General features: G+C 71.8%; 17 protein-coding genes. 5 read left to right on the top strand and 12 right to left on the bottom strand.

All coding sequences use genetic code 11. The features are described from left to right. Positions 1–242 precede the first annotated feature (242 nt). From ACGFI1_RS11130 to ACGFI1_RS11085, 10 genes are all read right to left on the bottom strand, one after another. Positions 243–1,607: a glucose-6-phosphate dehydrogenase gene (locus tag ACGFI1_RS11130; RefSeq protein ID WP_392784748.1), complete on the bottom strand. Its 1,365-nt coding sequence runs from the start codon at positions 1,605–1,607 to the stop codon at positions 243–245. Next, complete coding sequence (locus tag ACGFI1_RS11125) at positions 1,604–3,433, bottom strand: glycoside hydrolase family 15 protein (protein WP_392784746.1); 1,830 nt, start codon at positions 3,431–3,433, stop codon at positions 1,604–1,606. Before ACGFI1_RS11125 ends, ACGFI1_RS11130 begins: the two co-directional genes overlap by 4 nt. 99 nt (positions 3,434–3,532) lie before the next feature. Then, positions 3,533–4,537, bottom strand: coding sequence for a C-terminal binding protein (locus tag ACGFI1_RS11120; RefSeq protein ID WP_392784744.1), 1,005 nt, complete (start codon positions 4,535–4,537; stop codon positions 3,533–3,535). Beyond that, positions 4,524–6,314 carry an IlvD/Edd family dehydratase gene (locus tag ACGFI1_RS11115; RefSeq protein ID WP_392784742.1) on the bottom strand — a complete coding sequence of 597 codons (1,791 nt, stop codon included), beginning with the start codon at positions 6,312–6,314 and terminating at the stop codon, positions 4,524–4,526. The genes ACGFI1_RS11120 and ACGFI1_RS11115 overlap by 14 nt, the downstream gene beginning before the upstream one ends. Positions 6,315–6,333: 19 nt before the next feature. Next, complete coding sequence (locus tag ACGFI1_RS11110; RefSeq protein WP_386871676.1) at positions 6,334–6,912, bottom strand: alkaline shock response membrane anchor protein AmaP; 579 nt, start codon at positions 6,910–6,912, stop codon at positions 6,334–6,336. Beyond that, positions 6,912–7,514: a DUF6286 domain-containing protein gene (locus tag ACGFI1_RS11105; protein ID WP_392784740.1), complete on the bottom strand. Its 603-nt coding sequence runs from the start codon at positions 7,512–7,514 to the stop codon at positions 6,912–6,914. Before ACGFI1_RS11105 ends, ACGFI1_RS11110 begins: the two co-directional genes overlap by 1 nt. Continuing rightward, positions 7,511–7,864 (bottom strand): Asp23/Gls24 family envelope stress response protein, encoded by a 354-nt coding sequence (locus ACGFI1_RS11100; RefSeq protein ID WP_386871672.1) that lies wholly within the window; start codon positions 7,862–7,864, stop codon positions 7,511–7,513. Before ACGFI1_RS11100 ends, ACGFI1_RS11105 begins: the two co-directional genes overlap by 4 nt. Next, a complete protein-coding gene (locus ACGFI1_RS11095) occupies positions 7,861–8,064 on the bottom strand; it encodes a hypothetical protein (protein WP_138637991.1) in 204 nt (67 codons plus the stop codon). The genes ACGFI1_RS11100 and ACGFI1_RS11095 overlap by 4 nt, the downstream gene beginning before the upstream one ends. Before the next feature lie 30 nt (positions 8,065–8,094). After that, positions 8,095–8,319 carry a hypothetical protein gene (locus tag ACGFI1_RS11090; protein WP_392784738.1) on the bottom strand — a complete coding sequence of 75 codons (225 nt, stop codon included), beginning with the start codon at positions 8,317–8,319 and terminating at the stop codon, positions 8,095–8,097. Positions 8,320–8,564: 245 nt separating this feature from the next. Beyond that, on the bottom strand, positions 8,565–8,918 hold the full coding sequence (locus tag ACGFI1_RS11085) for an Asp23/Gls24 family envelope stress response protein (protein ID WP_386871668.1): 354 nt from the start codon (positions 8,916–8,918) through the stop codon (positions 8,565–8,567). Between the two features lie 471 nt (positions 8,919–9,389). Here ACGFI1_RS11085 and ACGFI1_RS11080 point away from each other — a divergent pair, with 471 nt between their 5' ends. The 3 genes from ACGFI1_RS11080 to ACGFI1_RS11070 are packed head-to-tail and all read left to right on the top strand — an operon-like array spanning position 9,390 to position 11,897. Further along, positions 9,390–10,520, top strand: a complete 1,131-nt coding sequence (locus ACGFI1_RS11080; protein ID WP_392784736.1) for an ABC transporter permease — start codon at positions 9,390–9,392, stop codon at positions 10,518–10,520. Then, positions 10,517–11,251 (top strand): ABC transporter ATP-binding protein, encoded by a 735-nt coding sequence (locus tag ACGFI1_RS11075; RefSeq protein ID WP_392784735.1) that lies wholly within the window; start codon positions 10,517–10,519, stop codon positions 11,249–11,251. Before ACGFI1_RS11080 ends, ACGFI1_RS11075 begins: the two co-directional genes overlap by 4 nt. 52 nt (positions 11,252–11,303) lie before the next feature. Next, on the top strand, positions 11,304–11,897 hold the full coding sequence (locus tag ACGFI1_RS11070; RefSeq protein WP_392784732.1) for a TetR/AcrR family transcriptional regulator: 594 nt from the start codon (positions 11,304–11,306) through the stop codon (positions 11,895–11,897). Between the two features lie 229 nt (positions 11,898–12,126). Here the strand turns inward: ACGFI1_RS11070 and ACGFI1_RS11065 are convergent, their stop codons facing one another. Further along, complete coding sequence (locus ACGFI1_RS11065; protein WP_392784730.1) at positions 12,127–13,050, bottom strand: cation diffusion facilitator family transporter; 924 nt, start codon at positions 13,048–13,050, stop codon at positions 12,127–12,129. A gap of 392 nt (positions 13,051–13,442) precedes the next feature. On the opposite strand from ACGFI1_RS11065, the gene ACGFI1_RS11060 reads away from it, so the two are divergent. Continuing rightward, positions 13,443–13,862 (top strand): SbtR family transcriptional regulator, encoded by a 420-nt coding sequence (locus tag ACGFI1_RS11060; RefSeq protein WP_392784728.1) that lies wholly within the window; start codon positions 13,443–13,445, stop codon positions 13,860–13,862. A gap of 40 nt (positions 13,863–13,902) precedes the next feature. On the opposite strand, the gene ACGFI1_RS11055 is transcribed toward ACGFI1_RS11060, so the two are convergent. After that, on the bottom strand, positions 13,903–14,904 hold the full coding sequence (locus ACGFI1_RS11055) for a YbgA family protein (protein ID WP_392784726.1): 1,002 nt from the start codon (positions 14,902–14,904) through the stop codon (positions 13,903–13,905). Positions 14,905–15,123: 219 nt separating this feature from the next. On the opposite strand from ACGFI1_RS11055, the gene ACGFI1_RS11050 reads away from it, so the two are divergent. Next, complete coding sequence (locus ACGFI1_RS11050; protein ID WP_392784724.1) at positions 15,124–16,644, top strand: SDR family oxidoreductase; 1,521 nt, start codon at positions 15,124–15,126, stop codon at positions 16,642–16,644. The last annotated feature ends 23 nt before the right edge of the window (positions 16,645–16,667 follow it).

Here is a 16,667-nt window from a genome sequence, read left to right as displayed (position 1 = left end):
GGCTCACCCTCCAGGGAGGACCATGTATATTTGGGCCGCACTTTAGTCTTCCATCATGAAAGATCGTTTGATTCGAGAAAACCAGATAAAATGGTTTGCGAAAGGTCGGCAGGTTTGTTTGCCTCTCGAATTCCAACAAAGCCCTGCTCTGGGCCGCTCGTACCTCCTGATCGGCATGGCCCAGAGGCGAACAGTGTCACGTGCTCCCCTGGCGCGTCCTCGGACGCGGGTCGGCTCGGCCCTTAGGTCTCCTCGCCTGCGGGGGCGGGGCCGCGGGAGCCGGCCGGGTACTCCTGGAGGGGCACGCGACCGCTGGACCAGGCGGACATGACGGGCGCGAGGACCCGCCACGCTTGCTCGGCTTCGTCACCCCGGATGGACAGGGCTGCGTTTCCGTGCAGGACGTCCAGCAGCAGCCGGCCGTAGGCGGGCAGGTCGGACGGCTCCATCTGCGCGGTCATGGTGAGGGGCGTGAGGGTTCGCACTCCGGAGCCGATGCCGGTGAGGTCCAGGGTCACGTCCTCCGGGTCGAGCCCGAAGCGGAGCACGTTGGGGACGGCCTCCCCGAAGGGCAGGTGGGGGACGGGCCGGAAGAAGATCCTGACCTCCTTGCGGTCGGCTTCGAGCGCCTTGCCGCTGCGGAGCCGGAATCTGGTGCCCGACCAGCGCCAGCTTTCCAGGTGCAGTTCCACCTCGGCGAACGTCTCGGTGCGGCTGTGCGGGTCCACGCCGTCCTCGTCGATGTAGGCGGGGACGTCGCGGCCGTCGACGCGCCCGGCGGCATAGCGGGCCCGGCGGGTGTGGCGCAGGACGTCCTCGTCGGTGAACGGGCGGATCGAGCGCAGCACGTCGATCTTGCGGTCGCGGAGGTCGCGCTCGCCGAGGCTGAGCGGCGGTTCCATGGCCACCAGGCACAGCACCTGGAACAGGTGGTTCTGCACCATGTCCTTGAGGGCCCCGACGCCGTCGTAGTAGCCCGCTCTGCCTTCCAGGGCGAGGGACTCGTCCCAGACGATCTCTATCTCGGAGATGTGCGCGCTGTTCCAGATGGGTTCCAGCACGCGGTTGGCCAGGCGGCTGCCGAGCAGGTTCTGGACGGTGGTCATGGCCAGGAAGTGGTCGACGCGGAACACCGCCTGCTCGGGGACGACCTCGGCCAGCAGCCGGTTCAGCTCCCGGGCGCTGTCCAGGTCTTCGCCGAACGGTTTCTCCAGGACGATCCGGCTTCCCGGCGGCAGGTCGGCGCCGCGCAGGGCGGTGACGGTGCCGGGGAACACCGCGGGGGGCAGGGCGAGGTAGAGGGCGACCGGGCCGTCGCCCGCGATGAGGGAGGCGAGGTCGGCGGGGTCGGTGGCGTCCGCCCGCCGGTACCGGGTGGTCGCGGCGACCCACCGCCGCGCGTCGGCGGGCGCGGAGGCCGCGTGCCGGTCGAGTTGCTCGGTCGCCCAGTCGCGGAACTCCTCGTCCGTCCGGCCCTTCCGGTCGGCACAGATCAGCTGGAAGCCTTCGTCGAGATGCCCTGCCGCGCGCAGGGCGGCCAGGCCTGGAAGCAGGTAGCGGGCGTTGAGGTCTCCGGTGGCGCCGAAGACGACGAGTCGGTTGATCATGTTGTTCCGCCTGCCTTTGCTCGGGCGAGGGTGACGCCGCTGGCGATGACGCCGATGTGGCTGAACGCCTGGGGGAAGTTACCCATGAACGTGCCCGTCGACGGGTCGATCTGCTCCGGTAGCAGTCCGAGCGGGCTGGCCCGGGCGCACAGCGAGTCGTACAGTCTCTCGGCTCGCTCGATGTGGCCTTGCAGGGCGAGGTTGTCGACCAGCCAGAAGCTGCACAGCAGGAACGCGCCCTCGTCTCCGGGCAGCCCGTCGGGCGACGTGTCGTGCAGGTAGCGGTAGAGCAGGCCGTCCCCGGCCGACAGGCGTTCGGCCACGGCCGCCGTGGTGGCCGCCATCCGCGGATGCCGCGCCGGGACCACCTTCCGCAGCGGGAGTGCGAGCAGGCTGGCGTCGAGGCTCCCGCCGCCGCCGAGGTGCTCGCTGAGGCATTGCGCGTCCTCGTCCCAGGACTGCTCCAGGACGAGCTTGTGCAACTTCTCGGCCGCGGCGCGCCATGCGGTGATCGGTCCGGGCAGGCCGAGGCGCTCACCGATGCCGGCCGCGCGGTCCAGGGCCACGTGGCACATCCCGGCGGAATAGGTGAAGACCCGGCCCTCGCTGCGCACCTCCCAGATGCCCTGGTCCGGCTCGCGCCACGCGGTCTCGGCGGTGCGGGCCAGCTCCGCCAGCTTGGACCACAGCGCCGGGTGGAGGTCGCCGCCGGTGCGCAGCCACTGGTCGGCGCAGTCCAGGACCTCGCCGTAGATGTCGTGCTGGCGCTGGTCGGCGGCGCCGTTGCCCCACCGCACGGGAGCCGAGCGCCGGTAGCCCTCCAGACCGGTGTCCTGGACCTCCTCGGGGACGGGGTCGCCGCGCAGGGTGTACATGATCCGCGGCTGCCGGCTGTTCTCGAAGGCGTCCAGGACCCAGCCGAGGAAGGCGTCGGCCTCGCCGCCGAACCCGACGCGGCGCAGCGCGAACACGGTGAAGGCCGCGTCCCTGATCCAGGCGTAGCGGTAGTCCCAGTTGCGCACTCCGCCGATCGGCGCGGGCAGCGAGGAGGTGGGCGCGGCCACCAGCGACCCGTTGACCCAGTCGTCGCACAGCTTCAGCGTGATCGCGGCGCGCCGCACGAGCGGTTCCTGGGGGCCGTCGTAGGTGAAGTTCCGCATCCAGCGGCGCCATGCCGCCGCGGTGTCGCGCAGCACCGCCTCGGGTTCGAAACGGTGGTGGCGGTGGACGCGTCCCCAGGACAGCGTCGCGTCGAAGCGATCGCCCTGCCGCAGGTCGTGGACGGTGCTCAGGCCGTCCAGCGGATGGTTGGACCGCAGGTGCAGCCGCAGGTCCGGGCGCCCGGACGCCTGCACTTCCAGCCCGCTGGCCAGGGCCCGGGCCTGCGCGCCGCCGCGGGGCCGCAGTTCGGCCCGCAGGCGGGCGGTCCCGTCGAGGACGACGGCGGAGCGGACGAGCTCGCCCCGGCTCGCGCCCGCGTCGTCGGACAGGTCCGCGCCCGCGCGCAGCACCAGCGCGTCCGTGATCCTGACCAGGCCGGCCGGGCCGCGCATCTCGGTCACCAGCACCGCGGTGTCCGGTTCGTAGTAGTGGCGGGCATCGCGCAGGTCCTCGACGGTGAGGGCGAAGTGGCCGCCGTTCTCGCCGTCCAGCAGGCCGCACAGCAGCGGTTCGCTGTCGAAGCGGGGCAGGCACAGCCACGGGATCGAACCGTCCAGGCCCACCAGGGCCGCCGTCGCGCCGTCCCCGATCAGGCCCAGGTCCTCCAGCGGCAGGTAGCCGTCCCGGCGGCGGACCGGCCGGAACGACGGATCCGGATCGAGCATGGCGAACTCCTCCTCCGACTCGCGGTCCGCACCGCGCCCGTTCCATCCCGTCCGAGGGTCCATGCGCGGGTTGGACGAGATTTTGCGGGCTCGCGGCCATCAGGGGACGGGTGCCACGTCGTTGACCGGGGAGAGGGCCGGCCGCCCGGTCAGGACCCGTACGGCCTCTTCGGCGGCGATGCGCCGCACCGCCCCGACGGCCTCCTCGGAGTAGTAGGCGGCGTGCGGCGTGACGATCACGTTGGGCAGTTCGAGGAGGGCGTTGCGCGGCCGCCAGTCGCGCTGCTTCGCGGGTTCCTCTTCGAGGTCGTCCAGCGCCGCGCCGGCGATCCATCCCTCGGTGAGCGCCTGGTGAAGCGCGGCGTCCTCCACGATGGGCCCGCGCGCGGTGTTGACGAGGACGGCGGTCGGCTTCATCCTGCCGAGTGTCGCGCGGTCGAAAGTGTGGTGCGTCTGCGGGGTGAGCGGCGACTGGACCACCAGGTAGTCGGCGCCTTCCACGAGGTCGTCGAAGGACACCGGCCGCACGTCGCGGGACCGCATCTCGGACTCGTCGAGGAACGGGTCGTGCGCCCAGACCTCGACGCCGAACGCCTTCGCCCGCTCGGCGACGAGGCGCGCGATGGCGCCGAAGGACAGCAGGCCCAGGACCCGTCCCCGCAGCCGCCAGATCGGCTGCCCGGTCTTCCAGTGCCACTCGCCCTGCCGCGTCGCCCGGTCGTACCGGCAGATCTTTCGGGCGGCGGCGAGCCAGAGCGCGACGGCGTGGTCGGCGACCTCTTCGGCGCACCATTCGTTCGGCGCGTTCGTGACCTGGATGCCCCGCCGGGTCGCGGCGTCGACGTCGACGATGTCCACGCCGGTGCCGTAGCGGGCGATCACCCGGCAGCGGGTGAACGCGTCGACGGCGCGGGCTCCGACCCGCGCGTACTGGGTCAGGACGCCGTCGGCGTCCCGGCCCCGCTCGATCACCTCGTCCTCGCTCTTGCACTGCGCGGCGACGAGCCGGAACCCGGCGCCCTCGACGATCGCGCGTTCGATGTCCACGTCGCCGAAGTCGTAGTCGGCGATCAGGATCGTGCCCTGGCCGTCAGTGCGAGTCACGTGGAATCCCCTTGGTGTGTGCGATGTCCTGGTACGCCACGGCGAGCTCCATGCAGCCGCCGCTGTCCAACTGCCCGACCGTGGAGCGGTAGATCTCCTGCCACGGCGTCTGGTTGTCCAGCGCCGGCGGCGCGTACTCGGCCCACCGCGCGGCGATCTCCTCGTCGGACAGCAGGACGTCGACGCGCGCGCCGTCCAGGTCGACGCGGATCCGGTCGCCGGTTTGCAGGACGGCGAGGTTCCCGCCCGCCGCGGCCTCGGGGCTGGCGTTGAGGATGGACGGGGCGTCCGAGGTACCGCTCTGCCGGCCGTCGCCGAGCGTGGGGAGCGCGATGACGCCCTGCTGCGCCAACCCAGTGGGCAGTTCCATGTTGACGACCTCGGCCGAGCCCGGGTAGCCGATCGGCCCGGTGTAGCGGATGACGAGGACGCAGTGCTCGTCGATCTCCAGCCCGGGGTCCTCGATGCGGGCGTGGTAGTCCTCCGGCCCGTCGAAGACGACGGCGCGGAGGTCGAACGTCTGCGGGCGGCCGGGCGGCGGCAGGTAGCGGGCACGGAACTCGTCGGTGATGACCGACGTCTTCATGACCGCGGACTCGAACAGGTTCCCGGTCATGACGAGGAGTCCGCCGCGCGGTGCGACGGGGTCGTCGACGGGGCGGATGACCGCCGGGTCGGCGGGCGGGGCGTCGGCCAGGTTCTCGGCGGCGGTCCGGCCGGAGACCGTCATGGCGTCGCCGTGCAGATGCCCCGCCTCCAGCAGCGCCCGCATGACGGCGGGGACGCCGCCGGCCCGGTAGAAGTCCTCGCCGAGGTACTCCCCCGCCGGGGCGGTGTTCGCCAGCACCGGGATGTCGGCCCCGACCCGCTGCCAGTCCCGGTTGGACAGCTCCACCCCGGCGTGGCGCGCGATGGCGTTGATGTGGATGGGCACGTTGGTGGAGGCGGCGATGGCGGACGCGACGGCGATCGCGTTCTCGAACGCCGGCAAGGTCATGATCTTGCGCGGGGTGGCGTCCTCGCGCACCAGGGCCACCGCCCGGCGGCCCGTGTCGTAGGCCATCTGCGCCCGCTCGCGGTAGGGGGCCGGGATCGCGGCGCAGCCGGGCAGGGCCATCCCCAGCGCCTCGGCCAGGCTGTTCATCGACAGCGCGGTGCCCATCGTGTTGCAGTGCCCGATGCTGGGCGCGGACGCGCACACCCGCGACATGTACTCGTCGTAGTCGATCTCCCCGCTGGCCAGGAGGCGTTTCGACCGCCAGATCACCAGCCCCGAACCCGTCCGCATGCCGGCGTGGTAGCCGTTCAGCATCGGCCCGCCGGACAGGACGATCGCCGGGAGGTTCACCGTCGCCGCCGCCATCAGGCACGCGGGGGTGGTCTTGTCGCAGCCCGTCGTCAGGACCACCCCGTCGAGCGGGTATCCGTACAGCACCTCGACCAGCCCGAGGTAGGCGAGGTTGCGGTCCAGCGCGGCGGTGGGGCGCTTGCCCGTCTCCTGCAGCGGATGGACGGGGAACTCCAGCGGGACGCCGCCGGCGTCCCGGATCCCGTCCCTGACCCGGTCGGCGAGGGCGAGGTGATGCCGGTTGCAGGGAACCAGGTCGTTGCCCGTCTGGGCGATGCCGATGATCGGCCGGCCCCCCTGGAGTTCCGCGGCGGTGAGGCCGTAGTTGAGGAAACGCTCCAGGTACAGAGCGGTCATCTCGGGATTGCCCTCGTTGTCCCACCACTCCCGGCTGCGCAGCTCGGTCGCGGTGTCCTTCGTCGGTGGCATCCTTGCTCCTCTCGGGGCGTCAGATGACGGTCGCGGGCTGCTCTCGGGACAGCGGGTGCAGCCGCACCACGGTGGGGATCGACTCGCGTTCGAGCGCGCCGCAGAGCCGCGGAATCGCCTCGTCCTGGATGCGCCGCCGCAGTTCGGCGGGGTCCGCGGCTGAGCCGTAGGCGACCTTCAGCCGAAGCTCGGACCCCTTGGACGAACTGATCAGCCGGGCCCGCACGGTGCGCACGCCCGGGTACTCGCCGATCTCGGCCTCCAACGCGCCCGTAATGGCCCCCGCCTCCACCCGCGTCCTGCTGGCCTCGGCGTCCGGCTCCAGCATGAAGCCCCGCGACCTGCCGGAACGGAGCTGCATGAGCAGCCATGCCAGTCCCAGCAGCGCCAAGACGACGGCCGCCGCAGCCACGGCCGGCCAGAACCAGCTGTTCTCATCGGCGAAGCGGCGCGCCTCCCCGGTGAGCACCGGAGAGGAGGACCGTGCGTCGCCGAAGGCGCCCACGCCGCGGGCGAAGCCGGCGCCCCCGGCGACGGCGAGCACAGTGCCGAGCAGGAGCAGGCCAGTACGGTTGACGTGCGCGGGACGGCGGTCCATCACGCCTCCCTATGCTTCATTCGCACCGCGACGGAGCGAGTGGGCAGCGGCCGAAGCCGGTCGAGCCGATCGCGTACGGCCTCGGTGACTCCCTCGTCCAGCCCCGCGGGCTCGCGCACGGGCGTCTCCGCGACGACCGTGACCCGCCGGCGGCCCAGCCGGACCCGCTGGACACCCGACACCCCTGACGCCCCTTCGGCCGCATTGGCGACGGCACGCTTGAGCCCGCGTCGGCTCACCCCCATCAACAGGCTCGGATCCCGTCCGTGCAGCGGGACGATCCGGGACGTGCCCGGCAGCAGGGCGGCCAGCACGAAGCAGACGCCGATCAGTGCCAGCGCCGCGAAGATCGCGAGTATGTACCAGTCGTCCCAGTTCGCGGACCGCACCCACCCGTACGGGAAGATGTGCGCCGGGCGGTCCAGCGCTGCGGTGATGACCTCGATCGCGGTCAGCACGCCGGCCGCCGCCATCAACAGCGCGCCGGCAACGGCCGGCACCCTCCGGCGGGAACGGAACGCGTGCCTGGCCGCGCGGTCGGCCTTGCGAGTCTCGGCCGCCCGCGGCTCCACGGCGGGCCGGGCACCGGCCTGCTCGGTCACAGCACGGTCCTTTCGCCCGCGCCCGGGCGTGCGAACTCGGCCACATCGACGTCCACCTGCCGGACGGTCAGGCCGGTCAGCTCCGTCACCCGCTCGCGCACGCTTTCGCGCACCTGGCGGGCGACCGCGCGCACCGGCATCGGGTAGGCCACCGACAGCGCCACCCTGGCCGTGACGATGTCCCCGTCCACCCGCACCTCGGTGCGAACGGAACGCCGCCCGGGCACCGGCACGCTGAGGACCGTCCGGCCGAGCCCGCCGGACGCTTCGACATCCTGCACGGACTTCGCGACGATGCGCGCGACGGCCCGGTCCCGGATCGTCGTCCTGCCTCGCTCGGTGTTCGTCATCGCGGCCGCCGCCCCGAGCCTCCTGAGGAGAAGATCTGTCTAAGGTCGAGACTGCCCTCGATGACACGGCCGACCACGTAGCCGAGCGCGCCGAGGAACAGGACGAGGAAGAACGGGCCGGCGCCACCGAACGCTCCGGCGAACCCCAAGGCCACCCCGAAGGCCAGGCCGATCACGGGCCACGGCACTCTCACATCCATCCCGATCTCTCCCTCGGCTCCGCGGGACGCTCAACCGTCATCGGCCACGTCCCCGATCAGCACGTCCACCGTCCGCCGGCCGGCCAGCGGGCGCACCAGACGCCGGACGTCCTCGGCGATCTCGGCGAAGGGCCGTCCGTACCGGACGACCACCCCCACCTCGATCGCCGCCTTGCGCACTGCGACGCCCGTGAAAGGGGGTCCGGCGCGGTAGGTCGCGATCCAACCGCGCGGACCGGCCGTCAGTGTCAGCACGTCCGGGCATTTCAGAGCCGTCTCACCGACCCGCTCCGCCAGTTCGGCGAGTGGCTCCCGGCTGCTGGGCGCCGAGCCTTCCCGGGGCGTCCCCGCGTCGGTTCTCTCGCCCGACACACCCTTGGGTCGCGATCCCCGGGAGGCGTCCCGCTCACCCCCCGCTCCTTCTCCGGCCGGATCCCGTGTCTCGTCCGGAACGGACCAGAGTTGATGGTGGGACGAGTTCGCCATGTCCGGCCCGGAAATCATCGAACTCGGGGCTCCTCCGACCGCGTTTCCGAATCCTCGCCCTCCACATGGACATCGTCGACGGTGATGTTCACCTCGACGACCTCGAGACCGCACATGTGCTCGACCTCATTGACGACGTTGGTGCGCACGGCGGCGGTCAAGTCGGGGATGGAGAGCCCGTACTCCACGACGAGGTCGATGTCGACGGCCGCCTGATGTTCACCGACCTGTACGGCCACGCCCTGGGTGTCGTCGGCCGTCATGCCGGGCAGGCGCTCCCGCACCGATCCGAGCGTCCTGGACATGCCCGCGCCCATCTCGTGCACGCCACCGACCTGCCTGGCGGCCATGGTGGCGATCTTCGCCACGACGGCGTCGGCGATCCTGGTACTGCCGCCGGAGGTGATGAGTTCACTCGACCCCCCGTCGGAGCCCCGCTTCCGCATCGTCCCGGTGGCGCCCTGCTCGGCGCCCCGCCTGTCGTCTTGACTCACGATGCCCCCTAAATCCCGGCGTCGGCCTCTTGGACGGCTGACGTGCCAGTAATTCTCGCGGAGCGTCACTTAAAACCGGCACATGCATAAAGAGCAACTAAATGTCGATTTACCCTTTAATGCTTCAGCCGCGCCGGGAGATCTGGAGCGCAATAACGGCTGGTCGCCGACCGAGTTCGCCGGCGACGCACCCCGACGGGATGCAGCGCCCGCTCAACCCACGCCCAGACGACCACTCCCGGAGCACGGCACCGAGACGACGTACCTTGGGGACCGCGCCAAGTTGGCGACACCGTGTTGGTATGTTGTCGACATGATGTCGACAAAAACGCGGGTGTGGGGCTGATGTTCCTCGCCGTTCGCGAGCTGCGGTTCGCCAAGGTCAGGTTCGGGCTGATGGGCGCCGTCGTCGCTTTGATCGCGGTCCTCATGGTCATGCTGTCCGGACTGTCGGTGGGGCTGGTCAGGGACGGGGTGTCCGGGCTGCAGAAGCTCCCGGTCACGTCCTTCGCGCTCGAACGCGGCGTCCAGCACGACTCCGCCTTCTCCCGAAGTGTGGTGGAGATGTCCGCCGTGGACGCCTGGCGGAGCCGGCCGGGCGTGGCGGAGGCAGCCCCCTACGGCAACACGCTCATCAACGCCAAGAGCGACCGGGGCGTGGACATCGACCTCGCGCTGTTCGGAGTGGCGCCGGAGTCGTTCCTCGCACCCGAGGTGAGCGAGGGCTCGCGGCTCAACGGCGCGGACGGCATCGTCGTCAGCGGCACGGCCCTGGACGCCGGCCTGCGCCTCGGCGACACGATCACCGTCGACCGGCTCGGCACGAAGCTGCGCGTCATCGGCGCCATGGAGGGGCAGCACACCTTCGGGCACGTCGACGTGGCGTACGTACCGCTGCCCACCTGGCAGCGGATCAAGGCCGGGGCGGCGCCGGGCGACGCGATCCCTGCGCACGCCACCCGGGACATCACCGCGGTGGCGGTGCGCGCCGAGCCCGGCGCCTCGGTCGATCTCACCGCGGGGGACGCGGCCGCCGGCACCGAGAGCCTCACCCTGGAGGAGTCCTACGGCGCCTCGCCCGGCTACACGGCCGAGACGTCCACGCTGCAGCTCATCCAAGGGTTCCTGTACGCCATCTCCGCCCTGGTCGTCGGGGCGTTCTTCGCCGTCTGGGCGATCCAGCGCAAGCACGAGGTCGCGGTGCTGCGCGCCATGGGCGCGTCCAGGAGCTGGCTGCTGCGCGACGCGCTCACCCAGGCGTTCATCCTGCTGCTGGCCGCCGTCGCGATCGGCGCGGGTATCGGCGTCGGCCTCGGCTCGCTCGTCACCGGCGGCGGGGCGCCGTTCGCCCTCAGCGCGCCCAGCATCACGACCGCCGCCGCCGGGCTGGTCCTGCTCGGGCTCGCCGGCGCCGGGACCGCCGTCGCCCGGATCGCGTCCATCGACCCGGCCACCGCACTTGGAGGAAACCGATGACCCACCAGCCCGCACCGGCCGCCGGGCCGCGCGAGGACGGCACGACCGCGCCGGAGCGCCCGGGACTGGTCATGGAGGGCGTCTGCCTCCGGCACGGCGACGGCGGTGAGACCGTCCAGGCTCTCGACAACGTCGACCTCGCGGTGCGCGCGGGAGAGCTGGCCGCCATCGTCGGCCCGTCCGGCGCCGGCAAATCGAGCCTGCTCGCGGTCGCCGGCGGACTCGCCCGCCCGGATCGGGGCACGGTCACGGTGGCGGGGCTCGACCTCACGGCCGCGGGCGCGCGGGCCAGGGCGAAGCTGCGGCGCGAGCACATCGGATTCGTCTTCCAGGCCGGCAACCTGGTCCCGGCGCTGAGCGCCCTCGACCAGCTCCGGCTGCCGCTGCGGTTCCGGCCGCGCCGCGCGCGCTCCGGCCGCGACCCGCTCGCACTGCTGGAGGACGTGGGGATGGCCGACAAGGCCGGTCGGCACCCGCACCAGATGTCCGGCGGGGAGCGTCAGCGGGTCGGCATCGCCCGGGCCCTCGTGACCGAGCCGAGCGTCCTGCTCGTCGACGAGCCCACCGCCGCCCTGGACCGCGCGCGCAGCCACGAGATCGTCCGGCTGCTCGCCCGCGAGTCGCGGCAGCATGGCGTGGCGGCCGTCATGGTGACCCATGACCACGACGTCCTCGAACACTGTGACACGGTGTACGAGATGATCGACGGGCGCCTCACCGCATTCGCCTGACGCCCCGGCCGGGCCGTCCGGCGGGTACGGCGGGCCGGGGGAAGGGGGCCGCGTGCCGAAGATCCAGGCGCCGACCGTGGCCGAGCATCGGGCCGCGCAGCGGGCGGCCCTGCTCGACGCCGCACGCAGCCTGCTGTCCGAGGAGGCCGAGCGGGCCCCGAGCATGGCTGCGGTCGCCCGCCGGGCGGGGCTCGCCCGCTCCAGCGTCTACGCCTACTTCACGTCCCGCGACGATCTCCTCGACGCCCTCATCGTCGACACCTTCCCGCGCTGGTCCGCCTACGTCAGAGCGCGGATGGGAAAGGCCAGAACCCCCGGCGACCAGGTGCTTGCCTATGTCCACGCCAACCTCCGCCTGGTCGCCCGCGGGGACCACGCGCTGGCCCGCGCCCTCGCGGCCACCGGCCGCACCGACGCGCTGGCCAACTCCAGCCGGCTACTCCACGACGAACTCCAGACGCCGCTCCGCACGGCCCTGGCCGACCACGGCGCAGGCGACCCCGACCGGACCGCCGAACTCGTCCAGTCGATCGTCTACACCCTCAGCCGGATGATCGAGGACGGCCTGACCGAACGCGCCGCCCGCCGCCTTGCTGACGAACTGCTCGCGCCGTACCTGAACCCCGCCACACCACACCCGGCGTGACGACTCCCCTGTGGCCCTGGCGCAAAAGATCAGGTACCGGGACGTCGGGCGTCCGCCATGTTGGGCGGTGGCCGGATCTGTTCGGCGTCGCATGGTCCTGCTGGCGAGGCCGGTCGCCGGAGGGCGCTTCGTCCAGTCCGTCACCGGTCTGCTCAGCGTTCCGGAGGTCGTCTGGTTCGTACTGGAGCACCCTGCTGTCCCCGCCGGGGGCCGGACAGCAGGGGGATCGTCACCAGCCGACTTCGTCGCATCCGGTGTGGGACGCCGGCTCGACCTGGAGGGTGGCGTGGGCGATGCCGTGGCGCTCGCGCAGAAGGTCGCGGGCCTGGTCCAGGACCGCGTGGCTGTCGGCCTTCTCTCCGGTCACCAGGTGCGCGGTGGCCACGTGCATGCCCGACGTCAGCGTCCACAGGTGCAGGTCGTGGACGTTCCGGACACCGCCAATGGCGGCCAGTTCACCGGCCACGGCGTCGACGTCGAGGCCCTCGGGGGCGTGCTGCCCGAGCACGGCCAGCACCTGCCGGCCCAGGGCGACCGCGCGCACGACCACGAAAACGGCGATCGCGATGGCGACGACGGTGTCGAAGAGCACCTGCCCGGTCGCGGCGACCAGGACGCCCGCCACGATCACTCCGACGGAACCGGCCGTGTCGGCCATCACCTCGAGATAGGCGCCCTTGACGTTCAGACTCTCCGATGCCCCCGCACGCAGCATGACCAAAGCGATCAGGTTGATCACAAGACCGAGCGCCCCAACGATCAGCATCGGGCCGGACGACACCTCCGCGTCCCCGCCGATCCGGGACACGGCCTCGGCGCCGATATAGACCGCCATGCCCAGCATCACCAGCACCGCGAACCCTGAGGCGAACACTTCGGCGCGATAGGACCCGTAGGTACGGCGGCCGGTGGCGTCCGGCCGTGTCGCGATCTTGGTCGCCACCAGTGCCGCGGTCAGCGTCACCACGTCCGCGGCCATGTGCCCCGCGTCCGACAGCAGTGCCAGGGATCCCGACAGCAGCCCGTAGACCAGTTCGACCACGAAGAACGAGCCGACCAGCGCGGCCGCTGCGCCGAGGCGCCACCGGTGGCGGCCCCCGGCGTGCCCGGCGGCCTGCCCGACGACTTGGCCATGCCCGTGTCCCGCGCCCATCGCATCTCCCCTCCGAGGCGTTGACCTCGTTCTGCTCAACGTTCGCCAGGGACAGACCGAAGCCTCGGATGCGCGGCCGTCCAGTCCACACCTGCTCATCTGAAGATATGATCATACATAGGTCCGCAGCGGCGGTCTGCACGGTGTACCGGCGTTCGGCGCTGACCCGTTGGTCGGGGAACTGGCCTCCAGCAACACGGCAATGGATGCGGCGATGCTGACCATGCCGCTACCGGCCGCTAGTTCACTGAAGCGCCCGACTAACACCGCGCGGCACGCGCCACCGCCCGCGAGGTGGCCCCAGAACCGTCCAAACATCGGACGCGTGAGCCGACGCGTCCCAGCACACGCCCACTGGCGCACACGGTCTAGCCCGGCGCCTTTCTCCTCGCTTGCCTTGGCGAAGGCGGAGCCGCCGCCGAAGTACGCGCCGTCGCCGAGTTGCGCGCTACGGCAAGACGATCGGGCAGCGCCTGGTGCACGACGCCAAATACGCCGGTGCGATACGCGCCGATGTTCAGACCGACGACATCTCTGCACTGACCATCGGTGGTGCCGCGGTGCGTTCGGCACATCGGGACAGGGCTCGCGGCACGCAACTGGTGCGGCTACTGCTGGACGGCTTACGTCCCCGAGTCGTCACGAAAGGCGAAACGTTCCGTGACTCGGTCTCTTCGCGACACGAAACCGCCGACCTCAAGTACTGCATGGAATGCGGCGCGCGGCTGCGTGTCCGCTCCACCGGGCGGCCGCCTCGCTATTGCGGTCCGGCCTGTCGCCAGCGCGCCCACCGGCGCCGTCGTCCCACATAACCCACGGGCACAAACCGGGTACGGACCCGAGAGCGGTGGTTCAGAGGTGGTGGCGCAGGACGAGGTCGGCCGGGAAGGGGTCCAAGTAGGTCTGTTCGGCCAGGTAGGCGAGCTCTTCGCCTTCGGCGTGGTGGCGCAGCAGCGCCACCGGGACGCTGAGCGGGGCTTCGCCCTGGCGGTAGGACTCGACGGCGGCCACGATGTCTTGCCGCCTGGCCTGGTTCAGGTGCTCGCTCAGCGGACCCAGGACGTGCAGGAGCGCGTTGGCGTTGCGGCCGCGCTTCGGACGGATGGCGAGAGCGGCGGCGAAGGCATGGCGGTACTCCGATTCCAGATCTTCGCGGTCGCCGGTGCCCGCCCGTGCCACGATCCGTCCCATACTCCGGTAGGCGGACGGGTCGTGCGCGAGAATCTGGAGCTTGTGCCTGGTGTGGAAGGCGACGAGGTCCCGCGGACGCCAGTCGTGCTCGAAGAACTCGCGGAGCCGCGCCTGGGCGAAGACGCGCTCGATGAAGTGCTCGCGCAGGATGGGGTCGTTGAGCCGTCCGTCCTCTTCGGCGGGCAGGTCGGGGAGCGCGCTCATGACGCGGTCGGAGAACAGGCCGCGGCCGCGGCGGTCCACCGGCTGCCCGTCGGTGCGTTCGCCGGGCCTGCCGGACGCGTAGCGCGGCAGGTTCATCAGTCCGCAGCTGGGCGAACGGGATTTGAACACGTAGCCGTCGACGTCCGCAAGGTCGGAGAGCCGGTCGTCCGCCAGCGCCGTGATCGCCCCTGTGTGATCGGCGGAACCGTCCTTGGTGACGATATGCCCGTCGGAGAGCAGGCGCAGGGTGGGCCGGGGCGCGCCGAGGCCGATCTCCATCTCCGGGCAGACCGGGACCCAGTCGACATGGTGCGCCAGAGGGCCGGTGAGGAACCGGTCGCGGCTGTGGCCGCCGTTGTAGCGGACCGGCGCGCCGAGCAGGCAGCTGGACACCGCGAGCCGGGGACGCGGGTGCCCCGCCTCGGCGGCGGGTCCGGGCGGCGGCATGGGCGGGGTCATGCACACACCCGTGCCCTGGGACAAACCGCTTCAAAACTTGCGGCCCCAGCACGTCGTCCGCCTCGGCCAGGGCGTACACCGGCAGCCCTGCGGCCGACCCCCTCCAGGACCGGGCCGGCGCCGGCCGGGGTGACGTCGTCTCCGGCTACGGCAAAATCCGGTGACTGTGCGTTGTGTGCGTCAGCCCCTGGGTAGGCAGCGTCCGACCGAGGGGGGAGAATGACCAACGGCGGTGATGCGTCGGCCGTGCCTGGACGCGGGCAGGGCGCGGACCGCCGGAAGTTGTGCCTGGTGACGGGGGCCAGCGGCTACATCGGGGGGCGGCTGGTCCCCGAACTGCTGGACGCCGGTCACCGGGTGCGGTGCATGGCCCGTTCGGCGCGGCGACTGCGCGATCACCCGTGGGCCGAACGAGTGGAGATCGTGGAGGCCGATGCCACCGATCCGGAGGCGACCCGGCGCGCGCTGGACGGTGTCGACGTCGCCTACTACCTGATCCACGCGATCGGCGGCGCGGGCGGCTTCGCCGAGAACGACCGCCGGGCGGCGCGCACGTTCGCCGGGGCGGCGCGGGACGCGGGGGCGGGACGGCTGGTCTACCTCGGCGGCATGGACCCGAAGGAGAGACCGTCGCCGCATCTGCGGTCCCGCGCCGAGGTCGGCAAGATCATGCTCGACAGCGGAGTGCCCGCGGTGTGGCTGCGCGCCGCGGTGATCATCGGCTCGGGGTCGGCGTCGTTCGAGATGCTCCGCTACCTCACCGAGCGGCTCCCGGTGATGGTCACGCCGCGGTGGGTGCATACGCGGATCCAGCCGATCGCGATCCGGGACGTCCTGCACTACCTGGTGGCGGCCGCTGACCTGCCCGCCGACGTGAACCGCGGCTTCGACATCGGCGGGCCGGACGTGCTCACCTACGCCGGCATGATGCGCCGGTACGCCGCCGTGGCCGGGCTCCACCGGCGCATCATCATCCCGGTCCCGCTGCTGAGCCCGTCCCTGTCGAGCCTGTGGGTGGGTGCCATCACCCCGGTTCCCAGCGGGCTCGCGCGCCCGCTGGTGGAGTCGCTGCGCAATGAGGTCGTGTGCACCGAGAACGACATCAGCCGGTACGTTCCTCCACCGCCGGACGGGCCGACCGGCTTCGACCGCTCGGTCGAGCTGGCACTGCGCCGGGTCCGCGATGCCGAGGTCGCCACGCGCTGGTCGTCGGCCAGCACCCCCGGCGCCCCGAGCGACCCGCTGCCGACGGACCCGGACTGGGCCGGCGGCAGCCTCTACACGGACGAACGATCGTGCCGGGCGGACGCTCCACCGGAGCGGTTGTGGGACGTCATCGAAGGGATCGGCGGAGAACGCGGCTGGTACTCCTTCCCGATCGCCTGGCGGGCGCGCGGCGTCCTCGACCGGCTGGTGGGCGGCGTCGGGCTGCGGCGCGGACGCCGGGACCCGCACCGGCTGCGCATCGGGGAGACGGTGGACTTCTGGCGCGTCGAGGAGATCGAGACGGGCCGGCTGCTGCGGTTGCGTGCCGAGATGCGGCTGCCCGGCCTGGCCTGGCTCGAACTGAGGGTGAGCGCGGAGGACGGCCGCAGCGTGCTGGAGCAGCGGGCGCTGTTCCATCCGCGCGGGCTGGCCGGCCACGCCTACTGGTGGGCGTTCCGGCCCTTCCACGACCGCGTCTTCGGCGGCATGTGCCGCGGCATCACCCGCGCCGCCGAGAACGCCCGCACGGTCTGAGCCAACGGCTGCGGAGGCAGGGG

It is taken from the genome of Actinomadura geliboluensis, assembly GCF_043197915.1.
GTDB classification, from domain to species: domain Bacteria; phylum Actinomycetota; class Actinomycetes; order Streptosporangiales; family Streptosporangiaceae; genus Spirillospora; species Spirillospora geliboluensis.
Note: the sequence above shows the minus strand (reverse complement) of the source record. Positions and strands in the feature narration are given on the sequence as shown.